The following is a 17,446-nucleotide window of genomic DNA, read 5'->3' on the forward strand; positions in this document are numbered from 1 at the left end:
TTATTAATATAATTTATTAATACATGTATTAGTATGAGAAATATAACGATTATTCCAAAAAAATATCAATCAATATAGTTAGTAACGCAGGGGGATTCTTTAATGTCGGCTACTCCTATACATGAAACACTTATGTACGCTGTATATTTTGCTCCAAGAGGGAAAAAGCGGCTTTTGGGGTTAGGAAACCAGCTTGCTCAGAGGCATCTAAGTGCTTTGGATAAGCTTATAGGATTCATAGGAGATGCGGGAGCAGGAAAATCGCTTTTAATAAAGGGTATGTTTCCCGGACTGGAGCTTACCAACGACGATGAAGGAATAAATGTACGGCCTCTTCCTCTGCTGAAGAATTTAGACAAGGGTTTTTTCAGCAGCCATACTTATCATGTGGATGTAAGATTTGAATCTGCTTTTACACAAATGCATGTTCTGGTTGATGCTATTAAAAGGGCTATAGAACAAGATAAAAGGGTTATAGTTGAGCATTTTGATATAATTTACCCCCATCTTGGGCTTAATGCGGAAGTGCTTATAGGTATAGGAGAAGAAGTAATTGTAACAAGGCCGAATATTTTTGGTCCTCAACCAAAAGATATCGCCGACATTGTTTATAAATCCATAAAGTACAGAAGAATGGCTCATACTGCTGAAGACCTTACATGCAAGATACTGGAAGAAAAATTTGGATTCCCTCACGCACAGAACCATAGTGATGTAAAGCATGGTTTTGTACTGGAATTCAGTGAAAAGCCTGAAATAGATCTTGAACTGTTGGAGAGACTGGTGAAAAAATATATAGAAGATGAAGTTGACATAAGTTTTATGGATGAGAATCATATACGGATAGGAGAGAATGAGAAATTCCACTGTACCGGTCCTCGTATTCATGTAAGGAATACAGGAGAAATAATAAACTTCAGGTTATTGAAAGAGTTCAAGTATGATCCCATATCCAGACAATATGCCCTTGTGGGGCTTGTTGGCAGCGAAAAAAGCGTGGATATAGGAGATTTAAATAAGATAGTGCTATTAAGCGCTATGAGGAAGTGCAATAAGATATAAATGCAAGATTAAGAAGTAGCTTTAAGGATATTTTTTAAGATAAACTTAAGATAAACTAAAAATAGCATTATATTGGCAAGCAAAAATTTATTATTTATGCTTGACAAAACATCTGGGCGTAGTGTAATATATAGCATGTGGCACCGAGCACAAGAAGTGCACTAAAAGAGATGGCCCGGTAGTTCAGTTGGTTAGAACGCCAGCCTGTCACGCTGGAGGCCGAGGGTTCGAGCCCCTTCCGGGTCGCCACGTTAATGATAGTTTTGAACAGCCAGATAATAATCTGGCTTTCACTATCAAACCGCAAGCCCAGATAGCTCAGTCGGTAGAGCAGAGGACTGAAAATCCTCGTGTCGCTGGTTCGATTCCGGCTCTGGGCACCATTACTAGAGATGGTGGCAGAAAATCTGTTATCAGTTTTCTAGGATTTGCGGGTTTAACTCAGCGGTAGAGTGTCACCTTGCCAAGGTGAAAGTCGCGAGTTCAAATCTCGTAACCCGCTCCATAAAAATAAGCTGCCAATAAAGGCAGCTTATTTTGTTATTAGGTGGTATATTAGTATTAATATTTGAAAAAACCGTAGGAGGCTTTTTTATGGACAAAGGTAACAATGTTAGTAAAACAGGATATTTATGCCTTCTAAACACAGTAATACTTTTTAGTACATTTGAGGTTGTCGGTAAGACGCTGGTAGGCGCGGTAAATCCTTTTTTTACCAGTTTTGTAAGATTTTTGGTAGGCGGATTGGTTCTTTTTTTGCTGTTATTGGTAAAAAAAGATATTAGTATAAGCAGAAAAGATTTAATTTATGCAATAGGAGTAGGAATTATCAATGTTTCATTCAGTATGAACCTGCTTCAGTTTAGTCTCAGCCAGCCAGGCGCCCAGGCTTCCATTATAGCTGTAATATTCAGCTGTAATCCTATTTTTGTATCGGTATTTTCTGCGATTATGGACAAGGAAAAATTCGGGATTGAAAAATTATTGGGTTTACTTATTGGAATAGCAGGTATTTTTATAATTTTTTCAAAGAATATAGGAATTGGAAGCATAGAATATAAAGGACCACTCCTTGCATTGCTGGCAGCAATTTTATTTGGTATATACACAGTGCTTGGAAGGAGAGTGTCAGTAAAGATTGGCAGTTTGAAAATGAATGCGTACTCATTTATAGGCGGAAGTCTTGCAATGATTCCAGTACTGTTTTTTATTGACAGTCCAATAACAAGTTTTGATATTATTGTATTTTTAAAACTTGCTTATCTTGCGGTGTTTGTAACCGGACTTGCATACTTTACATATTTTATAGGATTATCTCTTGCTGGTGCCAGTAAAGGTTCTCTTGTATTCTTTTTAAAACCTGTATTTTCCATCCTGTTTGCAATGCTTCTTCTTGGCGAAGAACCCTATGCTGAATTTTTTATTGGTACTGGACTGATAATTCTTGGTATAGCCATAATTGTATACTGGGATGGTATATGTAAGTTAATAAGACCTTCTAAAACCAGGGGTTTGAATTAAGCATAGTAGTAAGAGAAGATAAAAAGTGGAAAGAGGAGATGGAAGCATAAGAACCGTCCCCATGCTTCCAGATATGAGGTTTAATATGCGGCTCTTTATTGCAATAAACTTTGATAATAATACAAAAACCTGTCTTTATAATATAGGGCAGAAGTTGAAGGAACTTTCTGTAAAGGGCAATTATACCTTATGGGAGAACTACCATCTGACTGTAGTTTTTATAGGTGAAACATCAAAAGTCAATGATATTAAGCAAGCCATGGACAGTATTGATGCACCGAGGTTTAATCTTGATTTAAAGGGATTTGGAAGCTTCCACCGTACTGGAGGAGATATATTCTGGATAGGTGTCGAAGAAAACAAGAATCTTGTAAAAATATACAGTCAGATTTGTGATGAACTTGTCATGAGAGGAATAAATGTTGAGAAGCGGGAATATAAACCTCATATAACATTAGGCAGAGAAATAGTTTTAAAATATGGTTTTGACAGAAAAGAATTTTCAAAATCAATTAATCCCATAACCATTCAAGTAGATAAGATAAGCCTTATGAAATCTGAAAGAATTAACGGAAAGCTCACGTATACGGAGATTTATTCAAAAGCCCTGGATTTTCCCTATTGACTTAAGTAAGTTTTCCTGTTAAACTATACAGTGCGGGTGAGAAAATGGCGCCATAGCCAAGTGGTAAGGCAGAGGTCTGCAAAACCTTTATTCCCCAGTTCAAATCTGGGTGGCGCCTCCAAATTGAAATCCCTAAAGTGTCCTTAAAGACATTTTAGGGATTTTTTCTTTTGCATGCACCAAAGAAGCAAAAAGCGGGCATAGAAAAAAGCGGGCATAGAAAAAACCGGAAAATCTATATGCTTCCGGTCTCAAAAATTAAGAAGAGTGTTAAATATTAATTAATCCGAGAATATGTCACATTATTTCATTATTCCTTTGTACCAAAAGCTTCTTCCAATCGGCGCAGAGCTTCCTGAATGTCCTCATACCTGGATGCGTAACAAATTCTGATATAGCCTTCGCCACCGGGACCGAATGCGCTTCCGGGAGAAGTGACAACATGGGTCTTTTCTAAAATATGTTCAGCCGTTTTTTCAGAGGACATTCCAAATTCCGATATATTTGGGAACACATAAAAAGCACCCTTGGGATAAACGCAGGAGAAGCCTCTGATTCTGTTAAGTCCTTCAACAATTAAGTGGCGGTTCTTGTCGTAGCATTCCACCATTTCAGCTACGTCCTTTTCACCATGATATATGGCGCGAACCGCTGCCATTTGCATAGGCTCGGGAACGCTGGCAATCATATTTTCATGAAGTTTAATGAGGTTTTCAACTATCTTTTGATTTGCGCATATGTACCCAACGCGGAATCCAGTCATGGCATATGTTTTTGAAAAGCTGTTAATTGTCAGTACATAATCCTCAATTCCGGGAATTGATGCAAGGCTCTTTTGTTCAAAGCCATCGTAAACGATCTTTTCATAAGTTTCGTCAGAGATAATGAAGATTTTGTATTTCTTAACAAGCTCTGCAATCTCCAATAAATCCTCCCAGTCAAGAACTCCGCCTGTAGGATTTGAGGGTGAATTTATTATTATCAGCTTTGTTTTTTCCGTAATAAGAGGTTCAATTAAATCTGCAGTCATTTTAAAACCGTTCTTTTCATCAACCATTGCATAAACGGCCTTTGCGTTAACCATATCAATCTGCCCCCGGTAATCCGGCCAGTTTGGCCCCTGGATAATTACTTCATCGCCAGGGTTTACAAGAGTTACCATTGCAAGCATAAGTGCTTGTGTGGCACCTGCAGTTACAATTAAGTTCTTATCGGGATCGCACTCAATCCCGTTTTCTTTTTTCAGCTTGTATGCAAGTGCATCTCTCAGCTCCTTAATACCTGCATTGGGAGTATATTTTGTTTTGCCTGCCTTGAGAGACTCGATTGCTGCATTAATTATATGTTCGGGAGTTATAAAGCCAGGTTCGCCGAGGGTAAGGTTAACTGAGTCGTCGTATTTCCTGGCAAGCTCAAACATTCTTCTTACTCCGCTGGGAAGAGCGTTTTGAGCTGCTGTACTTAATATGTTTCTATTTTTCATAAGTATTATCTCCTCTTTAATTACCAAAACTTAGCACAAGAAAATATAATATAATTTAATATTTAAAATTGCTAATATCTAATATATAGGAACAAAAAGCAAGTATTGCACTTTTCATACCGTCTTCATCAATCACGAAGTCATTATTGTGTGCAACAGTAAGTTTTCCGCATCTTTTATTTTCTGTACCAAAGCGGAACAACATCCCCGGCACTTTAGTAAGATACCAGCCAAAGTCTTCTGAACTCATTTTGCGAGGTACTTCTTCAACTTCTAAATTTACACTTTTTACTATCTTCACAAAATCATTTAGAATTTTCTCGTCATTACGTACCGGACCCGTACTCATGTTCCAGATTATTTCTACATTTCCGCCATATTTCTTTGCTATATCCGTACAGATTTCTTTAACCCGTTTACCCACGCGGTCTGCAAAATCCATATCGAAAAAACGGAAGGAAATATCCATTTCACATAAGTCGGAAATAACGTTGTGTACATGGCCGCCCTTTATTTTGCCCACTGACCAGATATAGGGAATTTGATCTGCTTCTTCCTTTACCATGTCTCGCATTTTCTGATATGCTTCTACAGCCATTGCGTTAGCATCAATGCCGAACTCGGGAAGTGTGGCATGTGAGGTCTTTCCTAAAAAGCGTATGGTTGCAGGTATGCATGCCGCCATATAGTCACCATAGTGAATTCCAATTTTACCTGTTTCAAGAGTGTTTTCACAATGTGTGCATATTATATGGTCAACACCATCGCAAACTCCGTTATCTACCATCATTTTTGCACCACTGACTGCTCCTTCTTCGCTTGGTTGGAAAATCAGTCTTACTCTGCCGGGGAAAGATTTTTCATTTTCTTTTAAATATTTTGCAACTGCCAAAAGTATAGCGGTATGAGAGTCGTGACCGCAGGCGTGCATCTGTCCGGGAATTTTTGAAGAATAGGGAAGGTTTGATTTCTCTTCAACAGGAAGTCCATCCATATCTGCGCGAAGGGCAACAATTTTTCCGGTATTTCCTATTTCGGCAACAACACTTCCTTTTCCGTATTTATGGGTGTATGGTATACCCATATTTTCGAGCTCTTTTGAAACAAGCCCGACCGTTCTGTCCAAATCAAAACCAATCTCAGGATATTCGTGTAGCTTTCTTCTGATTTTTACTGAATATTTATGCAATTCATCAAGTTTTTCTGTATTCATGGAATGGCCCCCCGTTAAGTATTTGATCTCATTATAATCATCTCAGTTTCGGAAAATTAAATAATTTAAACTTATGATAATTTTTTAAGAAAGAGAATGCAAGTTCTTTTACCGAGAAAGGCAAACCTTATTTACATTAATGACTTAATATTTCGCAGTATTCTGAAAAAATGCTCAGAATGATAAAAACCCCTTTTGCACAGGGATTCAGTGGAGGCTTTGCAGCCCCCCACTGAACAAGATTGATATAATAATTTTAATTATTTAAATTTAAGATTCCGCTTAAAGAAGCGAGTGACTTCTTGAATGACTGTTATTTAATTCTTTACTGCTCTCTGCCTAAGGAAGGTAAGAGCTGATGCAATTATAAGCAGTGCGGCAGATACAACATAAGAAGCATTATAACTTCCAGTAGAATCAATAATTCTGGCTGCCAACATCGGCCCAATAACTCCTCCAAACCCCCAGGCAGTAAATACCAGACCATAATTAACTCCCAGATTTTTTATGCCATATGATTCAGCCGTAGCAGCCGGAAAAACAGAGAATAGGGCTCCATAACATAGTCCGGCAATAGCTACACCTACAGAAAGAGAACCATAGGATAAGTATTGGCTGAAAAAGGCCATATTAACTGCCTGTAATAAGAATATAAACCTCATTGTATTTGTATGTCCGAACCTGTCAGAAACAAAACCACCTATAATCCTGCCTAATGTATTGAAAATGGCAAGCAGTACTACAAGCATGTAGCCATTTTCCCATTGAGCCTGCTTTATTGCTATATTCGCAATATGACCGATTATCATCAGACCTGCGGAAGAAGTGAAAGCATACATAATCCATAGTTTATAGAAGTTCGGTGTCTTCAACATATCTTTCCAGTCATAGTCCATATTGTTTTCAGGCTCTGAACTCTGTTTTCTATTAACCGAAGATGATGTTTTTGCTGGTTGCGCCGTGGGAGCATCAAATAAAAGCTGGGAAAAGAGAATCAATAGTATAAAGGCACCAGTTCCAAGGTAAAAAAATGCCTTTGAAATGCCATAGCTTAGTAACAGGCTGTTTGTCAGAGGAGATATATAGACAGCTGCAAAACCTACACCCGAAACAACTATTCCGGAAATTAAACCTTTTTTATTTACCGGGAACCATTTTACCGCTGAAGGTGTTGTAGCCGCATAACAAAAACCTATTCCGGCACCACCTAAAATGCCGAAAGTCAATACCATCATTAAAGGATTACTTGTTATGCCGGACAATAAAAGTCCGCACCCCAAAAGAATTCCTCCAATAGTGGAGATTAGCCTCGGACCTTTTATATCCTGAAACTTTCCTGCAAAAATCATTATAACTGCAAAGACAAGTGTACAAACAGTATAAGGCAATGAAGCCTCTGTACTGGTCCATCCGAACTCTTTTATCAATGCCTTACTCATAATACTCCATATATATAGTACACCCAATATTAGATTAATACCTGTGGCAGCAGAAGTTACAATCCATCCTTTGAAATTACGCATAAAGATAACCTCCGTTATAAATATTAATTTTTATTTTTTCTGTTAATTTGTTAAAGGAATGAATCCGGATAGGAATTAAAAGATTGACATTAATACACCCCCTAAAGATAATAATAAAAATTGCGTAGATATTTTTATCTACCTCTAATCTTTAGGGAGCCGTCTATTACCTGAATACCTGAACCAATTCGGGCATCCAAAACCGAAGGTCCCAGAAAAGTTCTCCTGATTTTCTTAGAGATGTTTACCCATAAAGCTTTACCAAGTATAAAAGATTTATGAAAACAACTTAAGAAAACCTGTTAAATTTTATTTATCATTTAAAGAAAAACCAACTATAACTATTTATTTAACTAATGCAAATTACAAACAATAATCAATTAGTTATTGTTATCACATACTGATTTTATAATGATACATTATATATTATATTATGAACAGCTTATTGTAAAGTTGTTAAAATAAGAAAAGTTAAAATACGATAAGCGTAGTAAATTTGAAACCGTTTTTGTCGATAAAATTAAAGAAAGGATTTAAACATTTATATTAATATAATTTGTACTTGTAAGTACATAAAATTAAATAATTTGGGGGGCAGTTAAGTGAATTTAGAAAAAGCTAATAAACAATTAATTCTGTTGACACCTATAACATATATAATTTTTATAATTAATTGTATTATAGGATATCTAACTGACAAAACCACACAAACACCTTTAATTGTTTCCATTGTATTAGGATTAGTAAGTTGCATAGCTTTATTTTTTATATATAAAGCTAACAAGGTCTCTAAGTTAATTAAATATATTACTTTTGCAGGGCTATATATAAATCATTTGTTCCTAATGATCGCAACAGAAATTTCACTAAGTAATTTTATTGTATTTATTATATTGATAACCATGTCTTTAATGTTTTTTGACAAGAAGTTTACATACTCAATTTTGGCAATAGCTATATTAACACATGTAGTTTTTACTGTTTCAAAGATGTCTGATAATATAAACATGTTAGATATATTATTAAATCTGTTGATATTAGTTGGTCTTATTTGTACAACATATATTTCATTAAGGATATATGGGGAAACAGTTGAGCTTGTAAAAATCAATACAGGGAAGATAACAGGCAACTTTAGGAATGTTGGAGATATTGCTAATTACATATATGAAAAAGTAACGCAATTAGAATCTGAGACTAAAATACTAAGGAAAGGCAGCAATGAGTTCCAGGTATCATTAAAAGATGTCACTAAAGCTATTGAAGATATTGCTGCGGGTTCTTCAAGTATAATAGCTGATACTGAAAAAATAGCATTACATGTGGACGAATTAGAAAAAACTCTTTCAGATAATCGGGAGCATATAAGGTGCGTTACTGAAAATATGGATAGAATAATAGATATTAAGAATCAAGGGCTAAAATTAATGAGTGAATTGAGTAATATAACTGAAATAACATCAAATGCAGTTGCAGAGATAAATAAAATGGTCAATGAAACCAGTGATAATACAAATAAAATAGTTTCTGCTGGTGAATATATAAAACACATAGCCGCACAAACTAATCTGCTGGCTTTAAATGCTGCCATAGAGGCGTCTGCAGCCGGACAATCCAATACGGGATTTGCAGTAATAGCAGAAGAAATAAGGAGTTTATCCGCCGAAACCAATAGATATGTTAAGGAAATACAAAATTATACAACAGCTTTGGCTGAGAGCGTAGTTAGCGCCGTTAATGCATTGAATAAAGTAAATTCGGCTATAGAGAATGAAATAAATGGAGTAAAAGATATGGATGATCTATTGGATAAAATACACGAATCTACTACATCCACACAAAATTACATAGTTAAACTAAATGAGTCCGGAGAAACAATATTAGAACAGGCAAAAGAAATTAAAGAGTTAATAACAAATTTATATGCTGTTAATCAAGAGAATTCTGCAAATATGAACCAGGCATCCAATAGTATGAGTAATCAGAATCCCTATGTTGATTCTTTAATTAAGCTTGTTAATAATTTGTGTGATATGGCTTATAACTTAAGAGACAAATCTATGGAAATTAAAATGTTGATTGATGCAGGGTTGTTAATAGATTACCTTGATGCAGAAGGTTATAGTAATGACAATCTTATAGAGGCATGTCGGAAGTTGAATATAACAACAGCATATGTGGCTGATGAAACAGGATACGTACACTATTGCAATGAAGAAATAGGAAGGGGTGTAAACCTGTTTAAATTTGATAAAAACTTTAAAAAATTATTGGGCGATGTTGATTATATTGCAAGCCCTATTAAACGAAGAGCAGAAGATGGAAAAATGTTTAAATTTTTATCTGTAAGCAGGAATAAAAGAATTTACGAATTAGGGATAGATTTATCAGGTTCCCAAAAGTAACTCTATTTTCCATTTATCTACAATTGTGCGATTGCTTCCTTCAGGCGGTTCAATCCCTTTTGTAAGACAGCACGGGGGCAGGCGATATTAAAACGCTGGAACCCCTGGCCTCCTGCTCCAAATGAAGGACCAGAAAACAGCCAAATTCTTGCTTTCTGAATCAAAAACTGTTCCAGCTCCCGGTCTGAAAGCCCTAATTCTCTGCAATCAAGCCAAACAAGGTAGGTGCCTTCGGGATTGACCATGCGTATAGCAGGTAGTTCATTATTCAAAAAACTTCTAAACAGTGCAAGGTTATCGGTTAAATAGCATATTAGGGCATCCAGCCACTGTGCTCCCTGCTCGTAGGCAGCCTGGCAGGCAAGCAATCCCATCAGATTGGGCTGGCTGTAACCGGTTCTCCAAAATTCTTCAATGAACATGCGGCGGATTTTTTCATTCTTTATAAAAATATTTGAAATTTGAAGCCCGGGAAGGTTAAAGGTTTTGGATGGAGCTGTGCAGGTCACAGTAATATCGGCATATTCCGGCTTAAGACCTGCAAACACCAGATGGCGGTATTCGGGGTAGACAAAATCATGATGTATCTCATCGGAAATAACGTAAACTCCGTACCGGAGGCATATGTCTCCAAGGGCAGTCAGCTCTTCTCTTGTCCAGACGCGGCCAACAGGATTATGAGGACTGCAAAGAATAAACAACTTTACTTTTTCTTTTACAATTTGACGTTCAAATTCATCCAGATTCATATGATAACGGCCATCTCTGTAAAGCAGTTCATTAACCACCAATCGGCGGTTGTTAATCTTCACTGAATTCTCGAAGGGAGTGTACACCGGCTGCTGAATCATAACAGCATCTCCAGGCTTGGTTAAGGCGCGAATGGCAGTGCAAATGGCAAAAACCACACCAGGTGCTTTTATAAGCCATTCAGGCTTGATATGCCAGTCAAACCTGTTCCGGTACCAGCAAAGCAAGGCATTGAAGTAAGCTTCGTCCATGGAATCGCTGTATCCGAAAATACCATGTTGTATTCTTCTGGATAATGCCTCGAGAACAGCAGGCGGTGATTTAAAGTCCATATCTGCCACCCAGAAAGGGAGTACATCTTCGGGCATGCTCCGTTTTTGTGCCAGATCATATTTTAAAGAGCAAGTTTTGCGGCGCTCTATTATTTCATTAAAGTCATACAATGGCATTTCAAAATTATACATTGATAGTTCCTCCATTACAGTCTCTATTCAGGCCACCATCCAAGCCTCAATCTATCGGCCCGCGTCCTATATAAACCGCATAGACCAATATTATATACAACTCTATTTATTAAGCATCCATCTATCCATTCAGGGCTTGCCTAAGGTCAGCTATAAGGTCCCCGGCAGACTCCAGACCGACAGACAGCCGCAACAGGCAATCCCCGATTCCTCTTGCTTCCCGCTCTTCGGCCGGGATATCCGCATGGGTCTGGAGCATCGGATATGTGATAAGGCTTTCTACACCGCCCAGACTTTCTGCATATTGGATAAGCGATACCTTTTCCAGTATTCGGTGGGCGGTTTTACTGCAGTCTGTTTCAAAAGAAAGCATAGCACCAAAGCCGGAAGTCTGCTTTTTTGTAATCTCATATCCAGGATGATCCGGAAATCCAGGATAATGTACAGCTTTAATCTTGTCCTGCTCGAGAAGCCATTGCGCAATCTCAAAGGCTGTTTTCTGCTGCTGTTCCATACGTACTGGTAAAGTTTTGATACCCCGGATCAGAAGCCAGCTGTCAAAGGGTGAGAGGCATGCTCCAATCGTCTTGGACAGAAACCTGAGCCGTTCGGCCAAAACCTCATTGGACACAATTAAGAAACCAGCCAGTGTATCGTTATGCCCACCCAAATATTTGGTACCGCTGTGTATTACCACATCTGCACCTAATAGCAGCGGCTTTTGAAGATACGGTGTAAGAAAGGTGTTATCAACAATCAGCAAAAGATTATTTGCCTTGCAGAACCGGGAAACTGCTGCAATGTCAGTAACCTTCATCATGGGATTTGTGGGTGTTTCGATAAAAACCGCTTTTGTTTCAGGCCTTAATCGTTCCTGAATATTTTGAATATGAGAGGTATCCACGTAATCAAAGGTAAGCCCGTTTTTCATGGAAACATATTGGAAAAAGCGGTGAGAACCTCCATACAAATCATCGGTGGAAATTATATGATCTCCCGGAGAAAATAACTCCATCAGTGTAGTAATGGCAGCCATTCCTGAGGAAAAAGCCATGGCATCCAAACCGCCTTCCAGTTTTGCCACCGTTTGTTCGAGATATTCCCTGGTAGGATTTTGGGATCTGGAGTAATCAAAACCTGTGCTTAAGCCCACCCCGGGATGCACAAAGGTTGCCGACTGAAAAATTGGAACACTGACAGCGCCGACGGTATCATACTTTTTATTACTTCCGTGGATGCATAACGTTGAAAAATCCATAAACATCTTCCTTTACTCATTTAATACCATGTTTTATAAATCTTTACACTCTTATCAACCTTTACCAGTACTTAATATATTTTATAGATCTATATATCTATATCTTTTGCAGATCATTTATATTTACATCTCATTTATATCACCATCAAGTATTTAGTATCCTTTTTTATATATAAAACATTATTGCATGATCCTGCTTATGTTTTTCTGCTTCATTGACAAGGTCTGCCAGGGTTATTCCTTTTAATAGTTTTATAATATTTTGATCAAGCACATTAAAAATGGACAACCGCAAGGCTTTTTCAATTTCAGGTGCTTTTTCAGGAACAGTATCCTGGGTTTGCTCAAATAGTGATACTTCCACAGCAGACAATATATCAAAGGTGGTTATTTGATCAGGTGCTTGTGACAGTTGATAACCGCCCTGCGAACCTTTAGAGGAAAAAACGAGTTCGGCTTTTTTCAGCAATGAAAATACCTGTTCCAGATATATTTTGGATATGCCAAGTTCTCCCGAAATGGTGATTATGGTAACATACTCACCATTATTATATTGCTGTGCCATGAATGTTAATGCTGCCAGGGCATACCGTCCTTTCGCTGAAATTCTCATCATTATCACTCTTTCATATATAAATAGTATGTTTTTATAATACAATATAATAAAGATAATAAAAGGTGATGTCAATATAGTTTTTAATATTGTTGCATAAATGCGAAGCGGGAAAAATCATTATCAGGCGATTAAACAAAACATCGTCAGGTACGAAACTGGTTGAACGAAACAGTTGAAATTACATTTTGAAATTTATATGTAATTTTTTCCGTTATTTTTAATAAAAATATTGACACTGTAATTTATACGTAGTATGATAATTCATATAAAACATATATGAATTATATAAAAAAGGATGTGTGATTATGGCAAAAATTTATAGTAGTATAACTGATCTAATCGGAAGAACACCATTGCTTCAATTGGTTAACTATAAAAAGAAGCATGGGCTTCAGGCAACACTAATAGGAAAACTGGAATATTTTAATCCTGCAGGAAGTGTAAAAGACAGAATTGCAAAATCAATGATAGAAGATGCAGAAGCGAAGGGGTTATTGACTCCTGAATCAGTAATTATAGAACCGACAAGCGGGAATACAGGTATTGCTCTTGCAGCGATAGCTGCTGCCCGTGGATACCGCATTATTCTTACAATGCCTGAAACCATGAGCATTGAACGCAGAAACCTGCTCAAGGCATATGGGGCTGAACTTGTACTTACCGATGGTTCCAAGGGCATGTCCGGTGCCATTGCAAAAGCTAAAGAACTGGCAGCAGAAATCCCTAATTCTTTCATCCCAGGCCAGTTTGACAATCCTGCCAATCCCGAAATCCACCGGAAAACAACCGGCCCAGAAATTTGGGAAGATACTGACGGTGCCATTGATATTTTGGTATCGGGTGTTGGTACAGGAGGCACTCTGACTGGTACAGGTGAATATTTGAAAGCTAAAAAGCCAAGCGTTAAGGTAGTGGCGGTGGAACCAGATTCATCTCCTGTACTTTCCGGAGGAAACCCCGGCCCACATAAGATTCAGGGAATCGGAGCAGGTTTTGTTCCTAGAGTACTTAAGACTTCCATTTATGATGAAATTATCCGGGTAAAAAATGAAGATGCATTTGCTGCCAGCAAAGATCTTTCCAGGACAGAAGGAGTATTGGTAGGTATTTCTTCCGGTGCGGCCTTGTGGGCTGCCACAGAAGTTGCAAAGCGTCCGGAAAATGCCGGTAAAGTTATTGTGGCTGTCCTCCCTGATACCGGTGAGAGGTATCTTTCCACACCGCTTTTTTCTGAATAATCCCCTTAACTAAGAGTCAAGAAGTTTCTCGCTTCTAAAAGAGGGAGATAAATTTATGCAAATTATAATGACAACCTTGTTCAGTGGGGGATTGCAAGACCCCCACTGAATCCCTGAACGAAGCGAGTTTGCTATGATTCCGCGTATTCTATCCTGTTGCGGCCGGAAACCTTGGCTTTATATAGCAATTTATCAGCTGCAGATATAATATCTTCCAGAGTGGTATCTGGTGAATATTTAACTGTAGTTACTCCAAAGCTTGCAGTAACAAATTCGGAAACAGGAGATTTTTCATGTTCAATTTTTAAGTCTTGAATTTTTTGCCGGATGTTTTCAGCTATCTTTACTGCAGAATGAATGTTTGTATCAGGTAATATACAGGCAAATTCTTCTCCTCCGTAACGGGCTGCCAGATCAACAGAACGGTTTATACAGCGTTCTAATACTTTGCCTATCTGACGCAAACACTCGTCTCCCAAGACATGTCCATAATAATCATTATATGTCTTAAAATAATCAACATCTAATAAAATTATTGATAATTTAGAGTTTGAACGTTTAAGTCTGGAATACTCGCGTTCCAAAGTTTCATCAAAGCGTCTTCTGTTTGCTATGCCCGTTAGACTATCCTTATTACTTAATTCCGTTAACTTACGGTTAGATTCTTCCAGTAACAGCTCCATTTCCTTTCTCTCATTTATGTCCGTTAACATGGCAAAAGATCCCTCAAATTTTCCGGATTCATCTAAAATAGATTTTGCGGAAACCAAAAACCAGTGTTTTTGTCCGTCCTTTCTTAGCAAGCAGCATTCATAGACTGAATCTTTACCACTTTTCCGAAGGGATTCTTGATAATTATATACACCCAGATGGCTTTCAGGGAAAAAAGAAATATATGGCCTTCCAAGCATTTCATCAATTGTATATCCAAGTATTAAAGCCATGTTTTCATTGGCAAAAGTGATTTTAAAATTTTCATCAAAAATAAGAATTCCTCCGATGGCTGTTTCCACAATTTGTTGGAATCTGATTTCACTTTTTTGCAATGTTTTCTGAATTTCCTGTACTTGCAAATCGCTTCTTTCTTTAGCAAGCATAAGCAAAATAAATCCGCTTATTAAAAACACACAATAGCTTACTACAGGTATAATGCTGAATATGGCACTACCGTGCAGGCTTAAGGCATATTCAGGAAAAACCAGGCATAAAATGGAACTTATAAGAAATATTGTTGCTGTTACACAATAACAAACAGCCATAAGTAATTGCAAAGAAAATTTCTTTTCTGATTTACTGAACAGAAATAAACTCGGTAAAAAATATATAAAACTTTGAAGAAGGAATATTAATCCTGCCCGATAAGGCTCAACTAAAAATATGGTTAATGAACATGCGAGTATAACACCTATAGATGTTAATACATGTAGTTGGCGTTTTACAAGTTGTCCGGATAATATTTTAACAGCCCAGGCTTCATAGGCACAACCTAAGATTAGAACAATATTAGCAAGCAATGTTAAGCTGTCATAGGTATTTGTCCTGTAGTAAAGCAACAGTGAACCAACAGCCTGAAGAATTTTTGCCTGAATCCAGTATGGAACTTCTTGTGGATCGTTTTTGTTCAATTTAAATATTATCAACAATATTCCGAATAAGAATGATCCGATTGCCAGCATTAATATTATAGTTCTTAAATCCATATTAACCTCTCACAAAAAGAGTTCAATCTATATATGGTTTTATCTATGGAACAAATTGAATATTTCATGTACATCTAATTCAAGCTCTTCGGAAATAGATACCGCATTTGCTTTGATTCAAACATCTGATATTTATGTTTATTGCAGCCATACAATAGAATTCCATACTTCCATATATAAGCATGATAATACAGTACTCATGCATTGTCAACATTTTGGTGCTGACATGATATAAGTGTTCTGATATGGCTTTTGTGATATCCTTTCTTTAACAATTAAACTTTATATGGTATTATAATGCAATAAGGTTAGTTAGGGTAATTCTTTTACATTCATCTCTCATTCGAAAATGAGAGCGTTCTGCATAGACTATCAAAATTTTTTATAGGTGATTCTATGAGGAAAATAGAAGTTATAATTGGCAAAGTAATATCCTTGGTCGTACTTATCACGACAATTATTTTTCATAAATTTGTTTCTGAACTCAATCATGTTATTTTTACATGTCTTGTTTCATTCTCTGCTCTGCTATATACTCTTTGTGTAATAGGAGATAAAAGAAAAAAGCAGAAGGGTGACTCGAATATTGGCAATTAATGACTAAAGGAGATCTGCATATTGATGAAAGCGAAATTAAAAATAATTTTTTCTATGGCATCATTCGGGACAATCGCAGTTTTTGTGAAAAATATCCCTCTTTCCACCGGTGAAATTGCTCTCTTCAGGGCAGTCATAGCTTCTCTTGTGATTGTTGCTTATAAGCTAATATCAGGGAAGAAGATTATTTTTTCTGAAATAAAAAAAGACCTGCCTTTACTTTTTATCTCAGGTGTTGCAATGGGTTTCAACTGGATTTTGCTTTTTCAGGCATATAAGTATACAACAGTATCAATTGCTACATTAAGTTATTATTTTGCACCTGTAATTATAATGGTATTATGTCCGGCCTTGTTCAGAGAGAAATTGACAATTAAACAGATTCTATGCTTTATTATGGCAACTTTGGGACTTATTATGGTAATTGGTGTTGACGGTGCGGGGAAGACTGGAAATAATATCCTGGGCATAGGTTTTGGCCTTGGTGCTGCAGCACTTTATGCAACTGTTGTAATAATAAACAAATATATCAAAAAAGTCACTGGCATAGACAGGACATTAATACAGTTTCTGGCCGCAATAATTGTTCTTACACCTTATGTAAGCGCAACAACAGGGATAAATATTGGCAATATGGATAGAACCGGCATAATAAATATTTTAATACTGGGTTTCTTTCACACAGGTATTTCTTATGTTTTATATTTTTCCTCCCTTAAAGATTTAAATGGACAGGAAGCCGCTATTTTAAGCTATATTGATCCACTAGTTGCTATAATCATATCAGTGGCTGTATTGAAGGAATCCATCAATTTTGTGCAGATTATTGGTGGGTTGATGATACTTGGATTTACGCTGCTAAACGAATTTGAAGTGAATATATTTCCTGAACATAAGCAAAAGAGCTTCTCATTAAGCAAAGTAAGAAAGCAGGGTTAAAGCAATAGGATAAAAATCAGGCCAAGAAGGTTAAAAAGATGTCTATATGGGA

General features: G+C 36.9%; 13 protein-coding genes and 4 tRNA genes. 10 read left to right on the plus strand and 7 right to left on the minus strand.

The genetic code is table 11. The features are described 5' to 3' along the window. Positions 1 to 102 precede the first annotated feature (102 nt). The 7 genes from GXX20_03495 (at position 103) to GXX20_03525 (ending at position 3,329) form a co-directional block, all read left to right on the plus strand. Positions 103 to 1,062 carry an alanine-tRNA synthetase second additional domain-containing protein gene (locus GXX20_03495; protein HHW30730.1) on the plus strand — a complete coding sequence of 320 codons (960 nt, stop codon included), beginning with the start codon at positions 103 to 105 and terminating at the stop codon, positions 1,060 to 1,062. 172 nt (positions 1,063 to 1,234) lie between these two features. Next, positions 1,235 to 1,311, plus strand: a tRNA-Asp gene (locus GXX20_03500). Positions 1,312 to 1,369: 58 nt separating this feature from the next. Continuing rightward, a tRNA-Phe gene (locus GXX20_03505) sits at positions 1,370 to 1,445 on the plus strand. Between the two features lie 47 nt (positions 1,446 to 1,492). Beyond that, a tRNA-Gly gene (locus tag GXX20_03510) sits at positions 1,493 to 1,567 on the plus strand. Positions 1,568 to 1,656: 89 nt separating this feature from the next. Continuing rightward, positions 1,657 to 2,583: a DMT family transporter gene (locus tag GXX20_03515; protein ID HHW30731.1), complete on the plus strand. Its 927-nt coding sequence runs from the start codon at positions 1,657 to 1,659 to the stop codon at positions 2,581 to 2,583. 25 nt (positions 2,584 to 2,608) lie between these two features. Beyond that, positions 2,609 to 3,208: an RNA 2',3'-cyclic phosphodiesterase gene (gene thpR / locus GXX20_03520; GenBank protein HHW30732.1), complete on the plus strand. Its 600-nt coding sequence runs from the start codon at positions 2,609 to 2,611 to the stop codon at positions 3,206 to 3,208. A 46-nt stretch (positions 3,209 to 3,254) separates the two neighbouring features. Continuing rightward, positions 3,255 to 3,329, plus strand: a tRNA-Cys gene (locus tag GXX20_03525). A gap of 189 nt (positions 3,330 to 3,518) precedes the next feature. Here GXX20_03525 and GXX20_03530 read toward each other — a convergent pair. From GXX20_03530 to GXX20_03540, 3 genes are all read right to left on the minus strand, one after another. After that, positions 3,519 to 4,691: a pyridoxal phosphate-dependent aminotransferase gene (locus tag GXX20_03530; GenBank protein HHW30733.1), complete on the minus strand. Its 1,173-nt coding sequence runs from the start codon at positions 4,689 to 4,691 to the stop codon at positions 3,519 to 3,521. Between the two features lie 55 nt (positions 4,692 to 4,746). Further along, positions 4,747 to 5,904 carry an amidohydrolase gene (locus GXX20_03535; GenBank protein ID HHW30734.1) on the minus strand — a complete coding sequence of 386 codons (1,158 nt, stop codon included), beginning with the start codon at positions 5,902 to 5,904 and terminating at the stop codon, positions 4,747 to 4,749. A gap of 317 nt (positions 5,905 to 6,221) precedes the next feature. Further along, complete coding sequence (locus GXX20_03540; GenBank protein HHW30735.1) at positions 6,222 to 7,427, minus strand: OFA family MFS transporter; 1,206 nt, start codon at positions 7,425 to 7,427, stop codon at positions 6,222 to 6,224. 602 nt (positions 7,428 to 8,029) lie between these two features. Between GXX20_03540 and GXX20_03545 the strand changes: the two genes are divergently transcribed. Then, a complete protein-coding gene (locus GXX20_03545; protein ID HHW30736.1) occupies positions 8,030 to 9,832 on the plus strand; it encodes a hypothetical protein in 1,803 nt (600 codons plus the stop codon). Positions 9,833 to 9,849: 17 nt separating this feature from the next. Here GXX20_03545 and GXX20_03550 read toward each other — a convergent pair whose 3' ends face one another. The 3 genes from GXX20_03550 to GXX20_03560 form a co-directional block, all read right to left on the minus strand. After that, positions 9,850 to 11,031 (minus strand): pyridoxal phosphate-dependent aminotransferase, encoded by a 1,182-nt coding sequence (locus GXX20_03550; protein HHW30737.1) that lies wholly within the window; start codon positions 11,029 to 11,031, stop codon positions 9,850 to 9,852. Positions 11,032 to 11,167: 136 nt separating this feature from the next. Next, the gene (locus GXX20_03555; GenBank protein ID HHW30738.1) at positions 11,168 to 12,304 is read right to left on the minus strand and encodes a PLP-dependent transferase; all 1,137 of its coding nucleotides are present in this window, start codon (positions 12,302 to 12,304) and stop codon (positions 11,168 to 11,170) included. 166 nt (positions 12,305 to 12,470) lie between these two features. Further along, the gene (locus tag GXX20_03560) at positions 12,471 to 12,917 is read right to left on the minus strand and encodes an Rrf2 family transcriptional regulator (protein HHW30739.1); all 447 of its coding nucleotides are present in this window, start codon (positions 12,915 to 12,917) and stop codon (positions 12,471 to 12,473) included. Between the two features lie 308 nt (positions 12,918 to 13,225). On the opposite strand from GXX20_03560, the gene cysK reads away from it, so the two are divergent. Further along, positions 13,226 to 14,158, plus strand: coding sequence for a cysteine synthase A (gene cysK, locus GXX20_03565; protein HHW30740.1), 933 nt, complete (start codon positions 13,226 to 13,228; stop codon positions 14,156 to 14,158). A gap of 131 nt (positions 14,159 to 14,289) precedes the next feature. On the opposite strand, the gene GXX20_03570 is transcribed toward cysK, so the two are convergent. Beyond that, a complete protein-coding gene (locus tag GXX20_03570; protein ID HHW30741.1) occupies positions 14,290 to 15,858 on the minus strand; it encodes a diguanylate cyclase in 1,569 nt (522 codons plus the stop codon). Positions 15,859 to 16,479: 621 nt separating this feature from the next. Between GXX20_03570 and GXX20_03575 the strand changes: the two genes are divergently transcribed. Beyond that, a complete protein-coding gene (locus tag GXX20_03575) occupies positions 16,480 to 17,394 on the plus strand; it encodes an EamA family transporter (protein HHW30742.1) in 915 nt (304 codons plus the stop codon). Positions 17,395 to 17,446 lie beyond the last annotated feature (52 nt).

The sequence above is a fragment of the Clostridiaceae bacterium genome (assembly GCA_012840395.1).
In the GTDB taxonomy this organism is placed as follows: Bacteria; Bacillota; Clostridia; order Acetivibrionales; family DULL01; genus DULL01.

What these genes read in the sequence shown, in the direction of transcription:
- GXX20_03515 (HHW30731.1), top strand. Translation starts at nt 1,657, where the DNA reads ATGGACAAAGGTAACAATGTTAGTAAAACAGGATATTTATGCCTTCTA.
- GXX20_03530 (HHW30733.1), bottom strand. Translation starts at nt 4,691, where the DNA reads ATGAAAAATAGAAACATATTAAGTACAGCAGCTCAAAACGCTCTTCCC.
- cysK (HHW30740.1), top strand. Translation starts at nt 13,226, where the DNA reads ATGGCAAAAATTTATAGTAGTATAACTGATCTAATCGGAAGAACACCA.
- GXX20_03575 (HHW30742.1), top strand. Translation starts at nt 16,480, where the DNA reads ATGAAAGCGAAATTAAAAATAATTTTTTCTATGGCATCATTCGGGACA.
- GXX20_03555 (HHW30738.1), bottom strand. Translation starts at nt 12,304, where the DNA reads ATGGATTTTTCAACGTTATGCATCCACGGAAGTAATAAAAAGTATGAT.
- GXX20_03560 (HHW30739.1), bottom strand. Translation starts at nt 12,917, where the DNA reads ATGAGAATTTCAGCGAAAGGACGGTATGCCCTGGCAGCATTAACATTC.
- GXX20_03540 (HHW30735.1), bottom strand. Translation starts at nt 7,427, where the DNA reads ATGCGTAATTTCAAAGGATGGATTGTAACTTCTGCTGCCACAGGTATT.
- GXX20_03570 (HHW30741.1), bottom strand. Translation starts at nt 15,858, where the DNA reads ATGGATTTAAGAACTATAATATTAATGCTGGCAATCGGATCATTCTTA.
- GXX20_03535 (HHW30734.1), bottom strand. Translation starts at nt 5,904, where the DNA reads ATGAATACAGAAAAACTTGATGAATTGCATAAATATTCAGTAAAAATC.
- GXX20_03495 (HHW30730.1), top strand. Translation starts at nt 103, where the DNA reads ATGTCGGCTACTCCTATACATGAAACACTTATGTACGCTGTATATTTT.
- GXX20_03550 (HHW30737.1), bottom strand. Translation starts at nt 11,031, where the DNA reads ATGCCATTGTATGACTTTAATGAAATAATAGAGCGCCGCAAAACTTGC.